Here is a 15,583-nt window from a genome sequence, read left to right as displayed (position 1 = left end):
ATGGAAGAAACGTTTCCCATTAGGGTACATTCTTTTGAATCTATGGGTACATTCGACGGGCCGGGTCTCCGGCTCGTCGTCTTCTTGCAGGGGTGTAACTTCGAGTGCCTTTACTGTGCCAACCCCGACACGATTCCCATTGGTTCGGGAGGGAAGATGGTACCTTCTGAAGAGATACTACGCCGAGCCGTTAGCGAAAAGCCCTTCTTCGGCAAACGTGGTGGTATTACTTTCAGCGGAGGCGAACCCACGGTACAAGCCAAGGAGCTTATCCCTCTGTGCCGTATGCTCAGGGAGAATGGCATCCACATCTGCATCGACACGAACGGGAGCATCGCCAATGACCACGTCCGAGAGCTCTTTTCGCTTGTCGATATGGTACTATTGGACTGTAAGGAATTTAATCCTACCCGTCACAAGGCCATCACACAGAGAGACAATGCGCAAGTCCTGAAGACCGCCGAGTACCTCGCCTCTATCCACAAGCCCGTTCGCTTGAGATATGTATTGGTACCAGGCTATACAGACTTTTCCGAAGACTTGGAGGCTTTGGGCGTACACTTCTCTCAGTATGAAAACATAGACCGAGTAGAGGTGTTACCCTACCACACGTATGGCAAACATAAGTATGAATCCATGGGGGCTACCTACCAATTGGAGGCAGTGAGGGAGCCTTCGCACGAAGAGGTAGAAGCTGCCAAAGCTATTCTATCGAAATACTTCAAGAACGTTTGGTCGCAATAAGAAGCCTTCAACAGTTCGAAAGCATTTAATAAAGAGAGAGGAGTCGACAAATTCACAACTGTTGGCTCTTCTTTTTATATCTAAGTTTAAGGAGTGACAAAAAAAGATACTTGCTTTGATTCTTTTTTTTATATATTCGCACAACAAACACTTATCAAAACAACATTATGAACACAAAAAAATCAATTAAGCTAATAGGGGGCTTTTTAGTTATCCTATTTACATTAAGTTCTTGTTGGTGGATTAAAGGTCCTAAACGCACCTATCGGATCAATGATGATTCGTTATTCTTTACTAAGATGCCTCCTCGTACACAGTCTGGAGCAGATATTATTGCTTTTGAGATTGATGGAAAGCCTTACGTTTTTCCAGCCAAAGGTTCCAATAAGAGTCATTTCTTTGCCCCCCCCACTTGGGTTGTCTCTATTTATCTAGAAAAAGGAGACCAATACTACTTATATTTTACGGCAGATAGAAGACGGAAGCGATTTAACCCTACAATATTTGTTTTTGGAGGTTCTTTCAAATGGGGCGATGAAGTTATTTCTATTATTCAGGGAGGAGCTACATTTGGTAGTTATGAGTCAGAAGAAGGGCAATTCTCTTGGACAATAGATCATATTGATAGTGTAAAGCGACAAGTAGCAGGAACATTTTCGGGAGAGGTAACTTCCATCCGTGATAGGACGAAAACGCTGAAGATTGAGAACGGTTTTTTTGACTTATTATATTCCAAATTATAAATAAAATAGCATGAAACAGAAAACTTTTATATCGTTCATTGTAGGTTGCCTATTTTTACTCTGCTCCCCCTATACAGGAGAAGGACAAAACGGAGCAACCGATTTCTTACAACAGCGAAAAGCTATTTTTGAAGATTTAGATAAGAGAGAAGTTACAACAGGGTTTCTGTCTGATTATGCTCTTGATCTCATCCCTTTAGACCGCTATAATGGGATACTCCAGGATAGTGCTTTTTCCTTTCAATTTCTTTTCCTCTCAATCTATTGTAATATAAAAGCCACGTAACCCTGAACTTTTAAATTGCCATTACGATAGACAACTCAAATGTTCAGGGTATACTCCTTATTTTCTTGTGTAAATTCTGTGACAGAAGTTACTTATGTTCTTGGATAAAACTATCCAACTGGTCAAGCACTTTACGAGTGAACCCGACTAATGTTTTAATCGTTTTTCCGTCTCTTGAGATGAGAACCATGGCTGGAATACCTGAGCCAAAATATTTGTTTATGGGGTTTAGAAGATTAGATGCCGCCACCCAAACTTCTCTATCCGTATCAATGTCTACTCCTATAAAATAGACTTCATCTTTGAGTTCTTTGGCTCTGAGCTCTAAATGTGGATAAAGAGCTTTGCAGGGACCGCACCAAGTTGCATTAAAATCTATTACAGCCAATCGATCTCCTTTGTAAACGAGTTCTTTAGGATGGGTCTTATAATCCCAGATATATTTTATTATATCTTTTGAAGAGAAGTGTGCTACTTTCCCTTCTAATTTGAGCATGGGACCTTCTGGCTCTGGTTCTGGTTCTGGTTCTGGTTCTGGTTCTGGCTCTGGAGTTGGCGTTACTATTTTGGGTTCTTCTTTTGTTTTTTTACAGGCAGGTAAAATAACTGTCCCTAAAAGTAGGCCCGTAAGTAGTAGGGCAAATGTTTTCAGCTTCATTTTGTTTGTTGTTTGAATTTGATAAAATGGTCTTGTGGTTTCATTAAAGAGAATTTTTCTCTTGGCGATAAAAACTCAAGAAAAAAGAGAGGATTACTCCCCAGCAAGGCTGTTGCCTCTCTTTTTTGTCTGTATTTAATAGGCTATTTAAATAATATGATAACTCTCCTCTATTTAGAGATTTACCTTGATAGACTGCTTCTTGCCTGATTGGGTTGTAGTTTTTACCAAGTAGAATTTATCTGTAAACGCAGAAACTGGAAGGTCGAGTTTATCTGTCTCTTGAGTTAGCTTGAAAATTCGTTTTCCATTCATGTTATAAATTTCTACATCTCTTATACCTACTCCTTCTATGGAGAGGAGGTTGCCGTTTTTATAAGCCTTTATACCTTCAGTTTTGAGAGCTATTCTCTCAGTTGGAAGTATTTCAGAGCTCAATTGGTAGTTGAAAACAATTAGTAAGCCATCTCCATAGTCTATTGAAGAGAGCCGAGGTCCAGGTTGGAGATAATATTTAAGCATTTGCATAAAACCTTCAATCGGGTTTTCCCTTTCATGATAGAAGATTGGGATATAAGTCTCCTCTCTTTTTTCATTTAAGTCGAAAGAGAAGAAAACTTTACCTCGACTATCATACTTTTTTTTAGAAGAATACCAGAGAAATAATTCATACGATTTTAAGACCCCATTCTCATATTCATGATCCAAATAGCGATTGATAGATTGCTCGGGATATGTTTTACTGTGGTAATTTTTTCTTCTAAGTAATCCTGTATCATCATATTCATAAGTTTCGTAGCTTTCTTTTTCTGCAATGCTAGGCTCAGGGGCCCAAAATTGCGTCCTTACAAGTTGTCCTTTCTCATTGTATTCCCAACTCCTATAGGCTCCCGAAGAACTCTGGATTTTGATAAGTCTTCCCTCAGTATCGTATTCAAAAATTCCCGTAACTTCTGGCTCCTCGAGAGATGCCGAAGCATCATAGACACTTCTCTTAGCTGGTTTCCCTCCGTTGTCATACTCGTACACAATCCGACCTATGTGTGGGTATGGTTCAATAGGTTCCGATACCGCATCAGGAACCTCGTACAAATCAATTTGTATGATTCGTCCTTGGTTATCAGTCTTAATTTTATTTCTTGCTACTAATTTAGGATTTGATAAATCCCCCCAATTGGCCTTCTGGAAGTCATTTCTGTGAGATGGAGCTTGTCGTTATACTCAAAAAATACCGCTTCCCCAGATGGAACTCCCTCGTAAATCTGCTGTACGCTTTTGAGGACGTACTTTTTTCCTGTGCTTTCTTGAGCATTTGCCATACTACCACTGATGAATAATATCAATGTAACGGCAATGGTTTTAAAAACTCTTTTGTTTTCATTTTGATTTTACTTTTACTATTCATTTTTTTCAATTATCAGCCTAATTCTACCAAGGGGAATAAAACCACCCTCTCACATAAGGCTTACCACAAAAATAATATTTTTCTTGTGTTATACAAATTAAAGTGTTGTGTATTGTTGTGGATATAATAATATTATTGTGTTTAGTGTGCTTTTGTTGTGAGTAAATTTTGAAACAAGTCCGAGATTGTCATTTCTTAGAGTGGTCTTATCTTCATAGCACTGAAGATAAAGTTGAATATTTCTTCTATGGAAAAATTGTTAGAGTTAGAAAGAAGGAGTGGATGAAAAGACTCATTTAAAAAGAGAGGAGCAAAAGAAAGATAGAGCATCATTACTTTTTTAAGGCAGTATATAGATACGATGGGTGCCTTGCCCCTCGACAGCAAGCAGGCCTTGAGATGCAAACTTGCGTAGCTCGACAGAAGCTGTAGTTAAGCTAACCCCAGTTAGTGACACATAATCTTTTAGGGTTAAAAAAGGGTTGTTTTTTAGGAAGTTCTGTACGAGGGTAAGTCTTCTTTCCAAATCGACATTCGGTTTGCTGTACGTATTGCTGTTCGCACGCTGCAAATCGCAGTAACGATTGGCTGTATTGAGTAGGCGTTTATCGGGTCGGAAGTGCACATTGCAGATTTCGATGCTTTGAGCATTGCGCTTGCCTGCTCCCTTTTCCTCTCTTTTTACGTCTTGTTTGAGCCCAAGTTTTGCCGAGAAAGCACCTATTCCCTCTATTTTCAGACAATTTCCATCAGCAATAGCTCGTCCGATTTCTTCGGCAACCATACCTACGATCGCCTCGACTTCGCCAGCTGCAAAAGTTGTATTCTCAGCTATTTTGTCGGCTATGGAGCTTAAATTGACGGTTCTTTCAATCAGCATACGAGGGTATTTAATTCGTTCCCCTTTGCCCTGCATATCGGGCATCTCTTGCATAATGTACTTTGCCATAATGTTGTGTTTAGTAATACTTAGAATAATGTTCGGATAGGACGATGATCTCGTATCAGAAAATCGTTTACTACAAGCACAAAAGTAGTTTATTTATAGGTATAAAATGCAAAATGTATATCCTTTTCTTTATATGCAATCTAAATATACATATATTGAGGTTGAATATACATATGTGTAGATTGAGAATATATATATTCAAATTGCATATAAAGAAATGCTGATACGTTTTTGAACTTTTACCCTATACGTTTCAAGTTTTTTCTATACTCCTCTGAAGATTTACCTTTGCATAGGACGGAGTAAATGGGTTCGAAAGAATAAATTGTCTCGTTTTTCTCCTTATGTAAATCTTTGGAGTACAATATTTTGGAAAGTTGGGCAAAAACATACCTTGTGTAGTTTATACAAGGAAACACCTTTGGCGAATGAAAATGTCGGAGAAGAAGGGAAAAAGAATTACCCTTAGGAGTAAAGAAAAAGTCCTACAACTCCAGCTAATAACAACAGGAGTATAGGGTGTATCCATCGTTTGATGCCGATGAATAACACTCCGAAGAAGATCAGAAAACTCCTCCAGTCAATGAAGTTTTCTTGGACTATAACCTCTCCGAATTTTAGGGCGCGTAGAGCATTGGGATGAAAAAGAAGGAAAAGGGCTGCCGAAGCGATCAAACCCACCGTAGCAGGTCGCAATCCACTAAAGGCAGCTTTTATCCAACGGTTTTCTTGGGCCTTAGAAAAGAGGATAGAGAGGATAAAAACCAGTATAAAAGAGGGCAGGGAGACTGCCGCAGTAGCAACGATGGAGCCCCATACGGAGTGCGTGACCTTATATCCCACGTAGGTAGCACTGTTGATACCTATCGGACCGGGGGTTATTTGGCTAATGGCGACAATATCGGTGAATTCTCCCATGGTAAGCCAATGGTTTTGGGTAACTACTTCCTCTTGAATGAGTGAGAGCATGGCATATCCGCCTCCAAATCCGAAGAGCCCAATCTCAAAGAATACCCAGAAAAGTCGCCAGTAAATCATAATTTACCCTCCTTGTTCAATGCAGGACGAATGCCCATACCGTATAGAATCCCTCCTAATGCCGACGTGACGATAATAACAATGGGAGATACCCCAAAGAACCAGACTAAGAGTGCTACTGCGATCGGGATTATGAGCATGCCACGGGGAAGTGCCATCTTGCGCCAAGTAGAGTAGACAGGGAGGGCTATTAAGGCTACTACTGCTGGGCGCAAACCCTGCATTATGGCCATTATGTATCTATTGTCTTGAATATTTTCAAAGAAGAGGGTAATGCTCAAAAGCACTATAAAAGAGGGGAGTATAGTTGCTATTGCTGCCACGAAACCACCACGAAACTTTCCTAAACGGTAGCCGATGAATATCGACATATTTACGGCAAAAACCCCTGGCAGGGACTGTGCCATGGCAAAGAGATTTAGAAACTCTTTTTGAGATATCCACTTATAACGCTCTACCACTTCGTACTCTATGAAAGGGAGCATGGCATAGCCCCCTCCAAAGGTGAAGAGACCTATCCGGAAGAAAGTATAGAATAGACGGAATAGCATAGCTCGTGGAAGGGGTATAGAGGGTAAATGGAAACAGACGCTACAAAAAAGAGTTGTTCCCGAAGCCCCCCTTCAGAAACAACTCTACATTTTAATGAAACATTGTACAGAAAAAAACAATCTTTTTCAGAAGCGATTACGTGCCGAACGCTTGGTGCTCGACGAGGTACTTTTCTTCGTTTTGGGTTGCTTGGGTGCTTTCGTCTTTTTCTTAGAGACTTTGCCCTCTTTTTGTTGTTGACGACGAGCACGCGCTGTCTCTCCCTCTTTGCTCTCCTTTTTCCCTTCGGTAGTGTCAGTGGTCTCCGAAGAGGTCTCCTCTGTCACACTTTCTTTTTGTTGCCATAGGGCTTTCTCAAAAGAGGCGAGTTCTTGCTCTATTCTCATGCGCTCTTTCTGCAAAGAGTCGGGCGTGGGGCAATACTGTACCAAAGCTCTACCCAGTCGGTTACGTGTTTTGTAGATCTCGCCCTTGTAGAGGCGCATGCGAAAGTAGTTGTCCATCGTAGACTGCATGGCGTTGTTTACATCGCTGAGCATGACAGGGAGGGTAGAGAGGTAGGGGCGGATACTTTCGTAAGTAACCCAGAAGAGGGGCAAGCGCAAGGTCTCTTCCAAATCTCCCGTCTCAAAAAGAATAGGGCAGAGTGCCAATACACGTGTATCTATAATACCTCGGATAGGATCAAAGTAGTATTCCTCTTTTATGAAGTAGGACTTAACCAAATCCGAAGGAATATCGGCGGGAGCTATCGTGTAGCGTTCCGCCTCCTGTGCATTGCTGTTCTCTGTGTAAAGGATGCCGAAACGATCTAAAAAGTCGCCAAGCTTTAGCTCATGTTGTGCGTCGAAAATTTCATAACCATCTACATAATCGTAGGCTTTTATCGCTCCCTTGGCGAGCAACTTAAATATCGTAGAGAATAAATTTTGTTCCTCTTGAGTGGGGCGAGGAGGATAGTAAAGAGCCGTATTGGCTGCACTGTCGAGGCTGAGTTCTCGATAGATGATGCGTTTCCACGGGGTATTACCACTGTCGTTACGCAAACGTTTGTTGAATTCTTGTGCTCTTACCGAAAGCCCTTCCTCCTTTGGTTGCTCTTTTTTCAGATCTCTACGGGCGGAGGTTACTCTACGCACTGCCGAGACCTTACTGCCACTATTCTCCGTGGCTAAAGTGTCTGTTTGAGCAAAAAGAGAGGAGAGAGGAAGAAAGGCCAGTAATGAAGCCAATATTTTTATGCTAAGATTCTTCATCTGTGTGTGAGAATGTCTATTTTACAATTACTTCGATGGGTGGAATTTTGCGCTCTACACCGTCAGGACCACGAGCTATAACTTCACTTATGTAGAAGCGTTTGCCTCTTGATAGGGCACGCATACTGTTGATTTGTCTTTCTGAAAAACGGTCTCCATTTGAAATCTCGGGCATGGCATTACCCATCTGGTCGAAAAAGGTGAGCTGAAAGCGTACTACAGAGTAGGATACCTCTAAGATATCATCATCAATTGCAGCCTGGATACCCTTGGCAGAGAGAAGATCTCTTTTCGAGAGAGACCCCCCTTTGAAACGCTTCATAGCTCCATTGGCATCTTGATACTCTATGAAAGGAAGAGGATCGGGTAGGGCACGTACACGCAATTTCTGTTCTGTGATGCGAGATACAACCCCATTGTTGCCTTTGGCAGAAACGGTAATAACCGCTTCGGTTCCTACTTTCTCGGGGCGTGCTACCCACAGATTCCCTCTGCGAGAGAGGGTGCCGTTACTCATAGTAGCCTGTATTTGTTCAGAGGCTATCCCAGGAACCGCTATGTTGATAGGGTTGTCAATACCTGCATAAAGTACATTCATCAAGGTAGGGGCAATGGAAGCCATTGGTTCCGTAACTACGTATTGAGAGGAAAACTCTCTGCGGATGGCGGTGCCATCGCCTCCCAATGTCTCGATATATCCCTTGATGGGGTAGGTGCCTGCAGTGTTTGCCGATGCTGTGAAAATCCCCCTGCTCTCAGCAGATAATTCTTTACCGTTTACCACTACTTTGGGTTGTGCTGTAGAGTCTACACTACTTAGCACGATTTGTGCTCTATAAGCTCCTCCACGCATTACGATTTGACTCTCGGGGATGACCTGTGCCTCCACTTTATTTACACGGATATCCGATACATCTATGCTGCGGATAAGTTCCTGCAATACCTCACCCTCTACGCTACGAACATCCGTTTGTAGTTTGGTCAAAAGGGTAACCGCTGCAATGGTAGGCATTCCCTCAAAGAGGCTTTCTTCCCAAGACTTCATACCCTTTCCCTCGGTAGAGAGTGTCTTCTCAATAGTTTGGCGTTTGAGGGGGCTTTCAATGTAGGATGAGGATAGTTGGCAGAAGAGTTCAATACGTTTACGAAGATGAGCTCCCCAAGGAGATAGCGTATTAAGCATTACTTCAGAAGAGGCGTTCATATCATCTTTTCGATTGATGTTGTGCACATCACCTTTAGCTCCATCGGTCTTTTTTACAATCTTGACCTTGAGTGTTTCTATAAGATTATAGAGAGAGTCTGCTTCTCGCTTAAGTACGTTGCTTTTATTGTATGCCTGTTTGGCTTTTGAGGGATTGGCGGCATAGGCAGAGTTGAGGGCTTGTTCGGTATACTTGTTGCGAGTTTCCGTGCCCTGCAACATAGAGTGTAGACTCTCCTCGACTTTGTCAAATCCATCTAATACTTCAGACGATACGTTTAATGCTACCATCGCAATAAATACGAGGTACATCAAACTAATCATCTTTTGACGATTTTTATTTCCTCCTGAAATAGCCATAGCTATTAATGTTGCTGATTATTAGGGGTAGAGTGTTCATCTCGTGGAGGGTAAGCCTCTCTGCGAGAAGGGGGGTAGTTATCTCTTGTCCCATATTGGGGAGTATAAGGATCGTAAGGACGCGAAATAGTCATATTAACTGTCATTGCATCCAGTAGTCGTGCATATACGGCATTGAGATCTTGTAGTTGGCGTGCCATACGTGAGTGTTCGCTGCGGAATATATTACCCTCCATGATACAACCATCGTACATTTGGCCCAAGCGGTCTAGCCCTCGATTGATATTTTCTATAGCATTTACCTGACCAGTAACGTCTCTCAGCTGTGCTTCATAGGCACTGCTAAGCCCTGCAAGGCTTCTGTTGAGCGTTTCTACCTGCTCTTTGTAGGCTTTAGTTTGTTGCTCTAAAGAATTACTATCTATGTGAAGGTTTTCCCACTGGTGTGTTAAGTCTGTAGTGAGTGTGGCCAAACGAGATAGTTGGTCTACGGCTTTTCCCAGACGACCGATGCTCGTAGCCAGTTCGTTGATTTGTTCTTCCGAAAGAACCTCTGCAAGGGGAGGAGTTTGTGTATTTGCTGCAATAACATTGCCCGAAGTAGTGTGGTGGGAATAGATAGGCGATCGTTCCCAACCTTCTACTCTCTTGTGAGCTTCTGCAGCTCTTTCAGAGATGTAGGAGCGGTGCTCTTCGAGTTCTTCGGGACTCATTTCATCATCTCTACGCAATTCAGGATAAACTCTCTCCCATTTGTAGGGCTCTTCTGTACTCTCAAATCCAGAGATGAAGAACACAAAAAACTCGGTCATCATACCGACAAAAAGCATTTCGTCGCCAAAAGACCAGTGTAAAAGCTTGAAGAGAGCTCCCAGAATAACCACTGCGGCACCCCAGCTATAGGCGATATTTAAAGCTCGTTTCCCACGAGGAGTGGCGAGAAAACGTGTAATCTTACTGTTTGCAAATGACTTTTTCATTGTCTTATAGATCGTAATGAAGAACTGTTTTTACTTGCGTTTTTTTGTCTTTCGAGGAGCTTCAAAAGAGATAGCTCTGCGAACACAGCGAAATCCAATATAGGAGCGGGGTTTGTCTTGTTGTTCAAAACTGCGAGTAGAAGATTGTATAAAGCGAGCAACGTCCTTCCAAGAACCTCCTCTTACTACTTTTCTTTGAAGAAGTGAGGGGTCTTTTCTGTCTGCCTTATAGTCCAACTCGGGGTTAATATCATCTACTTCTTTATAGCTCGATGAAGAGTAAGCAGAGGTAGTCCACTCCGCTACGTTCCCAGCCATATCATAGAGACCGAAATCATTAGGCGAATAGGTGGAGACTTGACTGGTAATCAAGTGTCCATCGGCAGTATAATTTCCCTCTCCTGGTTTGAAGTTACCCAAATAACAACCATTTTTAGAGGAGATGTCTTCACTGCTCCAAGGGTATCTTCGATTAGAGTCGCCCTGGCGAGCAGCATATTCCCACTCTGCTTCTGTCGGAAGACGGAACTCTTCCACAACAAGTCCTTCGGGTATATTCATGCCTTTACGGAACGAGTCAGAACGCCATGCACAAAAGGCATTTGCTTGCTCCCATGTTACTCCCACCACGGGATAATTGTCGTAACCAGGGTGGTTGAAGTATAGACGGCTATATTCGTCATTTGTAGAGTTGGGAAAATCTCGTACCCAGCAAGATTCATCGGGATAAATGGGCACGATGTAGGTGTTTAGAAAATCATATTCTCCACTCAGAGGCCTATTGATTGTGGTACGTACCAATTTATTATTGTCATCGATATAGGCCGTATCTTTCGCTATCATGGGACGTTCGCTGTTGGCAAACACCTCCTCGGGAGTCATGCGTTGTAGCAGTAAAATTTCATCTCTATACAAGGCAGCTAAACGATAGTCATATCTCTCGTATTTATAGAGCATTTGGTTGGGATCTAAGCGACGCTCTTTTGTTACGGGATTGGTATAGTAAACACTATTCATCGCTGCAAGCTCTTCGTCAAAGGCTTTTTTCGGATTTGGCAGTGGACGAGACCAGTCGAGATAGGGAGTTACAGGATCTCCAAACTTATCGGTAGTAATCTTGTAATCGGCATTGCCACCAAAAGCAGGGTCTGCCAAACGTTCCCTTATGATAGAGTCTCGTACATAGTAGACGAATTGCCTGTATTGGGCATTGGTAATCTCCGTACGATCCATCCAAAAGGCATCTACGGATATCGCTTTGGATTCTGCTGGGAACCCCCACAAGCTATCCGCTTCTGTATGCCCCAAAATGATTGTTCCTCTCGGAATTAATACCATGCCAAAAGGGGAGGGCTCTTGCCAAGAAGTTAAATGTGCTCCCACCAACTCTCCTCCTACACTGCTTCGAGAACGAGAAGAGGCACAGGAGTACATCAGAAAGGTTGTTCCCAATAGTAGGGTAAGAGCTAAGAGTTTCGAACTACTTATTTTTATCATACATCTGTACTATATCTCTGTCATTAACGCACCCCCTCTTTTTATTATTGTAAAATAGGGAGAATAAATTTGTCTTATATTCGTTTTTTCGCTCACAAAGATAATTATGCTTATCTGAGTAGTGTATAACCAGGTTATAAAAGTCGTACGCTTTTTGAGCGAGCAGACTTATTTTTTTTCTTATTCATTGGGATTAAGTAACTGAATAAAAGTTCGTGACTACCCCAATTACCTCTTACAAGTTCAGAGGTTGGCATCTCAAATGCATATCCTACGAAAAAGCTACTCCATCGCATACCTAAGTTAAAGCCCGCGGCACTTAGTACTCTGTACATTACCCCCGCAAAAAACTTATCGTTATAGGCGATGTTAAGATTGGCATCTATTCTGTAGGAATTTAAATCACTGATGGCAAAAAGGGAGGGATGCCATGAAACTTGGCTATCAAGGGGACGTATAGCGTATTCTGCTTGTACGATATAACTTCTTCGTAGGCGGAAGTAATGAGATTCGTTGAGACGTATTTCGGGTTGTAATAGATGTTGCGATGCAATGCCAACCGAGATGTTTTTATTGCGATAGGAAATTCCTACAGAAGCATCGAGAGTTTTTCCCCCGATACGTGTTAGAGGGATAGCAGGGTCATTAGGAGAGAGCCCCTCTCCGTCAGGGATAAAAACTCCAGCCCCATCAAAAGAGGATGAGATAAAAGAACCCTGCACTCCAATTGATAGCGTCCCCCTCCATAAAGGCATAAGAAAGGCATAAGCTCCGCTTAGTTGTGTGTGGAGAAAAAGCCCTTTTTTCTGTCCAGATATAGTTATGCCTACACCATGATCTCGTTCTAAGAATTTTATTGCTGTATTGCCAGAAAGTATAAAGTTTGCAGGAGCTCCTGGCATGCCAATCCATTGTTGGTGGTAGGAGGCTGTGAGGGTAAGCCATTCTTTCTGGCCACCAACAGTAGCAGGGTTATAGTAGGGAGAGAGTCGAGAGTATTGGGAAAAAACAGCATCATACTGTGCTCCAGCAAGCTGTGGAGTTAGTAAAAAGAGGACAAACACCCCCGTTATATAGGATAAGATACCTGTTTTAACTCCCATCTTTCTACAACGTTTTTTGTTTTCAGTTTAGTACTTTAAATAAGAGAATCAATGAAAGTTTCGAGGTAGAACTTTAGTCCTCAAGAGAGGATAGTAGTGGAGAAACAAGGGTATAAAGAGCAATACCTGTAGAGACACTCACGTTGAGAGAATGCTTGGTGCCATATTGGGGGATTTCTATGCAGCGATCTGCCAGTGCGATAACTTCATCGCTAACCCCATGTACCTCGTTGCCGATAACCAGTGCCACTTTCTGATTTTTTTGTAGTAGACTTTGTTCTGGGGGAAGGCTATGAGTTGCCAATTCAAGTGCCCATATCTCATAGCCCTCTGCTTTTAAAGCGAGAACGCGATCCAGAATAGAGGGGCTATACTCCCATTCTACACTTTCCTCAGCTCCCAATGCCGTCTTATGAATCATAGGGTGCGGAGGCACAGCTGTGATACCACAAAGAATCATCCTTTCTATACGAAAGGCATCTGCAGTCCTGAAAATAGAGCCAATATTGTTCATACTACGCACGTTATCGAGTAAGATTGTAAGAGGGATTTTCTTACGCTCTTTGTACGTACCTATGTCAAGACGGTTCATTTCGGTAATGTGCAGTTTTCGGGACATAGAAGAAAGGGTAAAACTTAATTCGTAAGAGAACACATAAAAACCCCGAAAAGAAGCCCTATATAGGGGGTCGTTTCGGGGTCTCGATTTAGATAGGACTATATATAATTATGAAAACTCTTTTATAGTTGATGATATAACGAGTAGAGGGGCTATTTTACTTAATAACACCTAACTCTTTACCTACTTTGATAAAAGCTTCGATACAGCGGTCTAAGTGCTCGCGTCTGTGTCCTGCTGAAAGTTGGACGCGGATACGAGCCTCACCTTTAGGCACCACAGGATAGTAGAACCCTGTTACATAAATCCCCTCTTCAAGCATACGTTTTGCATATACCTGAGATAGCTTTGCATCGTACAGCATTACGGCGCAGATAGCACTTTGAGTAGGTTTGATATCAAATCCAGCAGCGAGCATCTTATCACGGAAGTAAGCAACGTTTTCCATCAATTTGTCGTGCAATTCGTTGTTTTCTTTGAACATCTTGAAGGCTTCCAATCCTGCACCTACTACTGCGGGAGGAATAGAGTTACTGAACAAATATGGACGAGAGCGTTGACGAAGCATATCGATTACTTCTTGAGGACCTGCCGTAAAACCTCCTACAGCTCCACCAAAAGCTTTACCCAATGTACCTGTGTGGATGTCAATACGATCCCAACAGTTATATTGTTCTGCTACACCACGTCCGGTTTTGCCTACTACTCCTGCAGAGTGACACTCATCTACCATTACAAGGGCATCATATTTCTCTGCTAGAGCACAAATTTGATCCATAGGAGCAACGTTACCATCCATGGAGAATACACCATCGGTTACGATGATACGATGGCGTTGTTCTTGCGCTTCTTTCAAACAAGCTTCAAGTTCTTCCATGTTACCATTGGCATAGCGATAACGTTTTGCTTTACAAAGACGTACTCCGTCTATAATCGAAGCATGGTTTAGAGCGTCGCTAATGATAGCATCTTCTGCCCCGAATAGAGGTTCGAAAAGACCTCCATTAGCATCGAAACAAGCAGCATAGAGAATTGCATCGTCAGTGTGGAAATACTCTGCAATAGCACGTTCCAACTCTTTGTGTAGGTCTTGAGTACCACAAATGAAACGAACGCTACTCATACCATATCCGTGGCTGTCCATTGCATCCTTGGCCGCTTTTATAAGGCGAGGGTGGTCACTAAGTCCCAAATAGTTGTTAGCACAGAAGTTGAGTACTTCTTGTCCAGCATTTACTTTTATATCGGCACGCTGTGGTGTCGTGATAATGCGTTCTTCCTTGTAAAGACCGTCTTCCTTAATCTTCTTAAGTTCTTCACCTAAGAAGTTCTTCATGCCTTTAAACATATTGATTATGATTTAATTATTTATAGATGCTTTTATGTTCTAATCTTACTCGTTAGTTCCTTGCTCGTTGTTTCCTGTAGACTCTTTTTCCTCTTTTGTTTCCACAAAACGGTCGAATCCATTCTTCACGAGTAGGTTGTACCATGTAACTACCTTTTTCACATCAGTAGGATAGACACGATGTTTGTCATACGAGGGAAGTACTTTTTCAAAGAAAGCATAAAGACTTTCCTTGTTAGTACCAAGAGCTTTCAGGTCTACTTCTTTACCTTCAGTATGTTTATATATAAGATCTAAAACTTCTCCTAAGGGTTTTTCCTGTTCTGTAGTGTAGATGGCTACTTCGGCAAGAGAGACTACACGATCACTCGCATAAACAGGTGTACGACGGCCATCAGTCAAAGACTCTACAATGATAGAGCCTTTTGTATGTGAAAGAAGTTTGAATAATCCAGGACGACCCGAAATAGATAAGATTTCTCTAAGCATAGTATATACCAGTAACTGATTTTTATTTGATTATGAGCACTCTTTCTTAGAAAAGAATGCTCTTCTTTTCTTAATGGAAAGGCAGACAATTCCGCAGGGGCAAAAGTAACCATTTTTCTGCATAATCTAATCTTTTTCTTGGAGAGAAGAGGAGAGGTATTGTAGCGGTATTCTTAAAGGAAATAGATTGTTCTCGTGTAGTAGAAATAGTTTTATGTAGTAATACTTCGTTATCAGACTCTATCTAAGTCTTATTTTTCATTCTGTTATAGTGCGATTAGTACGGAACTTCAAGGAAAGGCTGATGTACTAAATAGCGTTTCAATTCTATTATAGTGCGATTAGTACAAAA

16 protein-coding genes are annotated in these 15,583 nt (G+C 42.0%); 3 read left to right on the top strand and 13 right to left on the bottom strand.

Annotated elements, in window-relative coordinates:
* From pflA to B5D06_RS00900, 3 genes are all read left to right on the top strand, one after another.
* Positions 1-744 carry a pyruvate formate-lyase-activating protein gene (pflA, locus tag B5D06_RS00910; protein WP_078736156.1) on the top strand — a complete coding sequence of 248 codons (744 nt, stop codon included), beginning with the start codon at positions 1-3 and terminating at the stop codon, positions 742-744.
* A 167-nt stretch (positions 745-911) separates the two neighbouring features.
* On the top strand, positions 912-1,487 hold the full coding sequence (locus tag B5D06_RS00905) for a hypothetical protein (protein WP_078736155.1): 576 nt from the start codon (positions 912-914) through the stop codon (positions 1,485-1,487).
* Positions 1,488-1,497: 10 nt separating this feature from the next.
* On the top strand, positions 1,498-1,773 hold the full coding sequence (locus B5D06_RS00900) for a hypothetical protein (protein ID WP_078736154.1): 276 nt from the start codon (positions 1,498-1,500) through the stop codon (positions 1,771-1,773).
* An 88-nt stretch (positions 1,774-1,861) separates the two neighbouring features.
* Here the strand turns inward: B5D06_RS00900 and B5D06_RS00895 are convergent, their stop codons facing one another.
* From B5D06_RS00895 to B5D06_RS00830, 13 genes are all read right to left on the bottom strand, one after another.
* On the bottom strand, positions 1,862-2,431 hold the full coding sequence (locus tag B5D06_RS00895) for a thioredoxin family protein (RefSeq protein ID WP_078736153.1): 570 nt from the start codon (positions 2,429-2,431) through the stop codon (positions 1,862-1,864).
* A 174-nt stretch (positions 2,432-2,605) separates the two neighbouring features.
* The gene (locus tag B5D06_RS00890) at positions 2,606-3,523 is read right to left on the bottom strand and encodes an RHS repeat protein (RefSeq protein ID WP_143742547.1); all 918 of its coding nucleotides are present in this window, start codon (positions 3,521-3,523) and stop codon (positions 2,606-2,608) included.
* Positions 3,524-4,176: 653 nt separating this feature from the next.
* The gene (locus tag B5D06_RS00880) at positions 4,177-4,785 is read right to left on the bottom strand and encodes an HU family DNA-binding protein (RefSeq protein ID WP_078736150.1); all 609 of its coding nucleotides are present in this window, start codon (positions 4,783-4,785) and stop codon (positions 4,177-4,179) included.
* A gap of 465 nt (positions 4,786-5,250) precedes the next feature.
* Complete coding sequence (locus tag B5D06_RS00875) at positions 5,251-5,823, bottom strand: chromate transporter (protein ID WP_078736149.1); 573 nt, start codon at positions 5,821-5,823, stop codon at positions 5,251-5,253.
* Positions 5,820-6,374 carry a chromate transporter gene (locus B5D06_RS00870; RefSeq protein WP_078736148.1) on the bottom strand — a complete coding sequence of 185 codons (555 nt, stop codon included), beginning with the start codon at positions 6,372-6,374 and terminating at the stop codon, positions 5,820-5,822. Before B5D06_RS00870 ends, B5D06_RS00875 begins: the two co-directional genes overlap by 4 nt.
* A gap of 126 nt (positions 6,375-6,500) precedes the next feature.
* Positions 6,501-7,631, bottom strand: coding sequence for a type IX secretion system ring subunit PorN/GldN (gene porN / locus B5D06_RS00865; RefSeq protein WP_078736147.1), 1,131 nt, complete (start codon positions 7,629-7,631; stop codon positions 6,501-6,503).
* A 16-nt stretch (positions 7,632-7,647) separates the two neighbouring features.
* On the bottom strand, positions 7,648-9,195 hold the full coding sequence (gene porM / locus B5D06_RS00860) for a type IX secretion system motor protein PorM/GldM (RefSeq protein WP_078736146.1): 1,548 nt from the start codon (positions 9,193-9,195) through the stop codon (positions 7,648-7,650).
* A 5-nt stretch (positions 9,196-9,200) separates the two neighbouring features.
* Complete coding sequence (gene porL, locus B5D06_RS00855) at positions 9,201-10,175, bottom strand: type IX secretion system motor protein PorL/GldL (RefSeq protein ID WP_078736145.1); 975 nt, start codon at positions 10,173-10,175, stop codon at positions 9,201-9,203.
* Positions 10,176-10,205: 30 nt separating this feature from the next.
* Positions 10,206-11,672 (bottom strand): T9SS ring complex lipoprotein PorK/GldK, encoded by a 1,467-nt coding sequence (gene porK, locus B5D06_RS00850; RefSeq protein WP_078736144.1) that lies wholly within the window; start codon positions 11,670-11,672, stop codon positions 10,206-10,208.
* Between the two features lie 134 nt (positions 11,673-11,806).
* Entirely contained in the window at positions 11,807-12,775 is a 969-nt protein-coding gene (locus B5D06_RS00845) for a PorP/SprF family type IX secretion system membrane protein (protein ID WP_078736143.1), read from the bottom strand.
* A gap of 73 nt (positions 12,776-12,848) precedes the next feature.
* Entirely contained in the window at positions 12,849-13,394 is a 546-nt protein-coding gene (locus B5D06_RS00840; protein WP_078736266.1) for an RNA methyltransferase, read from the bottom strand.
* Positions 13,395-13,551: 157 nt separating this feature from the next.
* The gene (gene kbl, locus B5D06_RS00835; protein WP_078736142.1) at positions 13,552-14,742 is read right to left on the bottom strand and encodes a glycine C-acetyltransferase; all 1,191 of its coding nucleotides are present in this window, start codon (positions 14,740-14,742) and stop codon (positions 13,552-13,554) included.
* A 45-nt stretch (positions 14,743-14,787) separates the two neighbouring features.
* A complete protein-coding gene (locus B5D06_RS00830) occupies positions 14,788-15,231 on the bottom strand; it encodes a DUF5606 family protein (RefSeq protein WP_078736141.1) in 444 nt (147 codons plus the stop codon).
* Between the last annotated feature and the right edge of the window lie 352 nt (positions 15,232-15,583).

Source organism: Porphyromonas circumdentaria, from assembly GCF_900167105.1.
Taxonomy (GTDB): Bacteria; Bacteroidota; Bacteroidia; order Bacteroidales; family Porphyromonadaceae; genus Porphyromonas; species Porphyromonas circumdentaria.
This window is presented reverse-complemented; position numbering and strand designations above follow the sequence as displayed.

Excerpts from the sequence above, each read along its gene's own strand:
- pflA (WP_078736156.1), top strand. The coding sequence starts at position 1 with ATGGAAGAAACGTTTCCCATTAGGGTACATTCTTTTGAATCTATGGGT.
- B5D06_RS00895 (WP_078736153.1), bottom strand. The coding sequence starts at position 2,431 with ATGAAGCTGAAAACATTTGCCCTACTACTTACGGGCCTACTTTTAGGG.
- porM (WP_078736146.1), bottom strand. The coding sequence starts at position 9,195 with ATGGCTATTTCAGGAGGAAATAAAAATCGTCAAAAGATGATTAGTTTG.
- porN (WP_078736147.1), bottom strand. The coding sequence starts at position 7,631 with ATGAAGAATCTTAGCATAAAAATATTGGCTTCATTACTGGCCTTTCTT.
- B5D06_RS00870 (WP_078736148.1), bottom strand. The coding sequence starts at position 6,374 with ATGCTATTCCGTCTATTCTATACTTTCTTCCGGATAGGTCTCTTCACC.
- porK (WP_078736144.1), bottom strand. The coding sequence starts at position 11,672 with ATGATAAAAATAAGTAGTTCGAAACTCTTAGCTCTTACCCTACTATTG.
- B5D06_RS00845 (WP_078736143.1), bottom strand. The coding sequence starts at position 12,775 with ATGGGAGTTAAAACAGGTATCTTATCCTATATAACGGGGGTGTTTGTC.
- B5D06_RS00900 (WP_078736154.1), top strand. The coding sequence starts at position 1,498 with ATGAAACAGAAAACTTTTATATCGTTCATTGTAGGTTGCCTATTTTTA.
- kbl (WP_078736142.1), bottom strand. The coding sequence starts at position 14,742 with ATGTTTAAAGGCATGAAGAACTTCTTAGGTGAAGAACTTAAGAAGATT.
- B5D06_RS00905 (WP_078736155.1), top strand. The coding sequence starts at position 912 with ATGAACACAAAAAAATCAATTAAGCTAATAGGGGGCTTTTTAGTTATC.
- B5D06_RS00880 (WP_078736150.1), bottom strand. The coding sequence starts at position 4,785 with ATGGCAAAGTACATTATGCAAGAGATGCCCGATATGCAGGGCAAAGGG.
- B5D06_RS00875 (WP_078736149.1), bottom strand. The coding sequence starts at position 5,823 with ATGATTTACTGGCGACTTTTCTGGGTATTCTTTGAGATTGGGCTCTTC.
- B5D06_RS00830 (WP_078736141.1), bottom strand. The coding sequence starts at position 15,231 with ATGCTTAGAGAAATCTTATCTATTTCGGGTCGTCCTGGATTATTCAAA.
- porL (WP_078736145.1), bottom strand. The coding sequence starts at position 10,175 with ATGAAAAAGTCATTTGCAAACAGTAAGATTACACGTTTTCTCGCCACT.
- B5D06_RS00840 (WP_078736266.1), bottom strand. The coding sequence starts at position 13,394 with ATGTCCCGAAAACTGCACATTACCGAAATGAACCGTCTTGACATAGGT.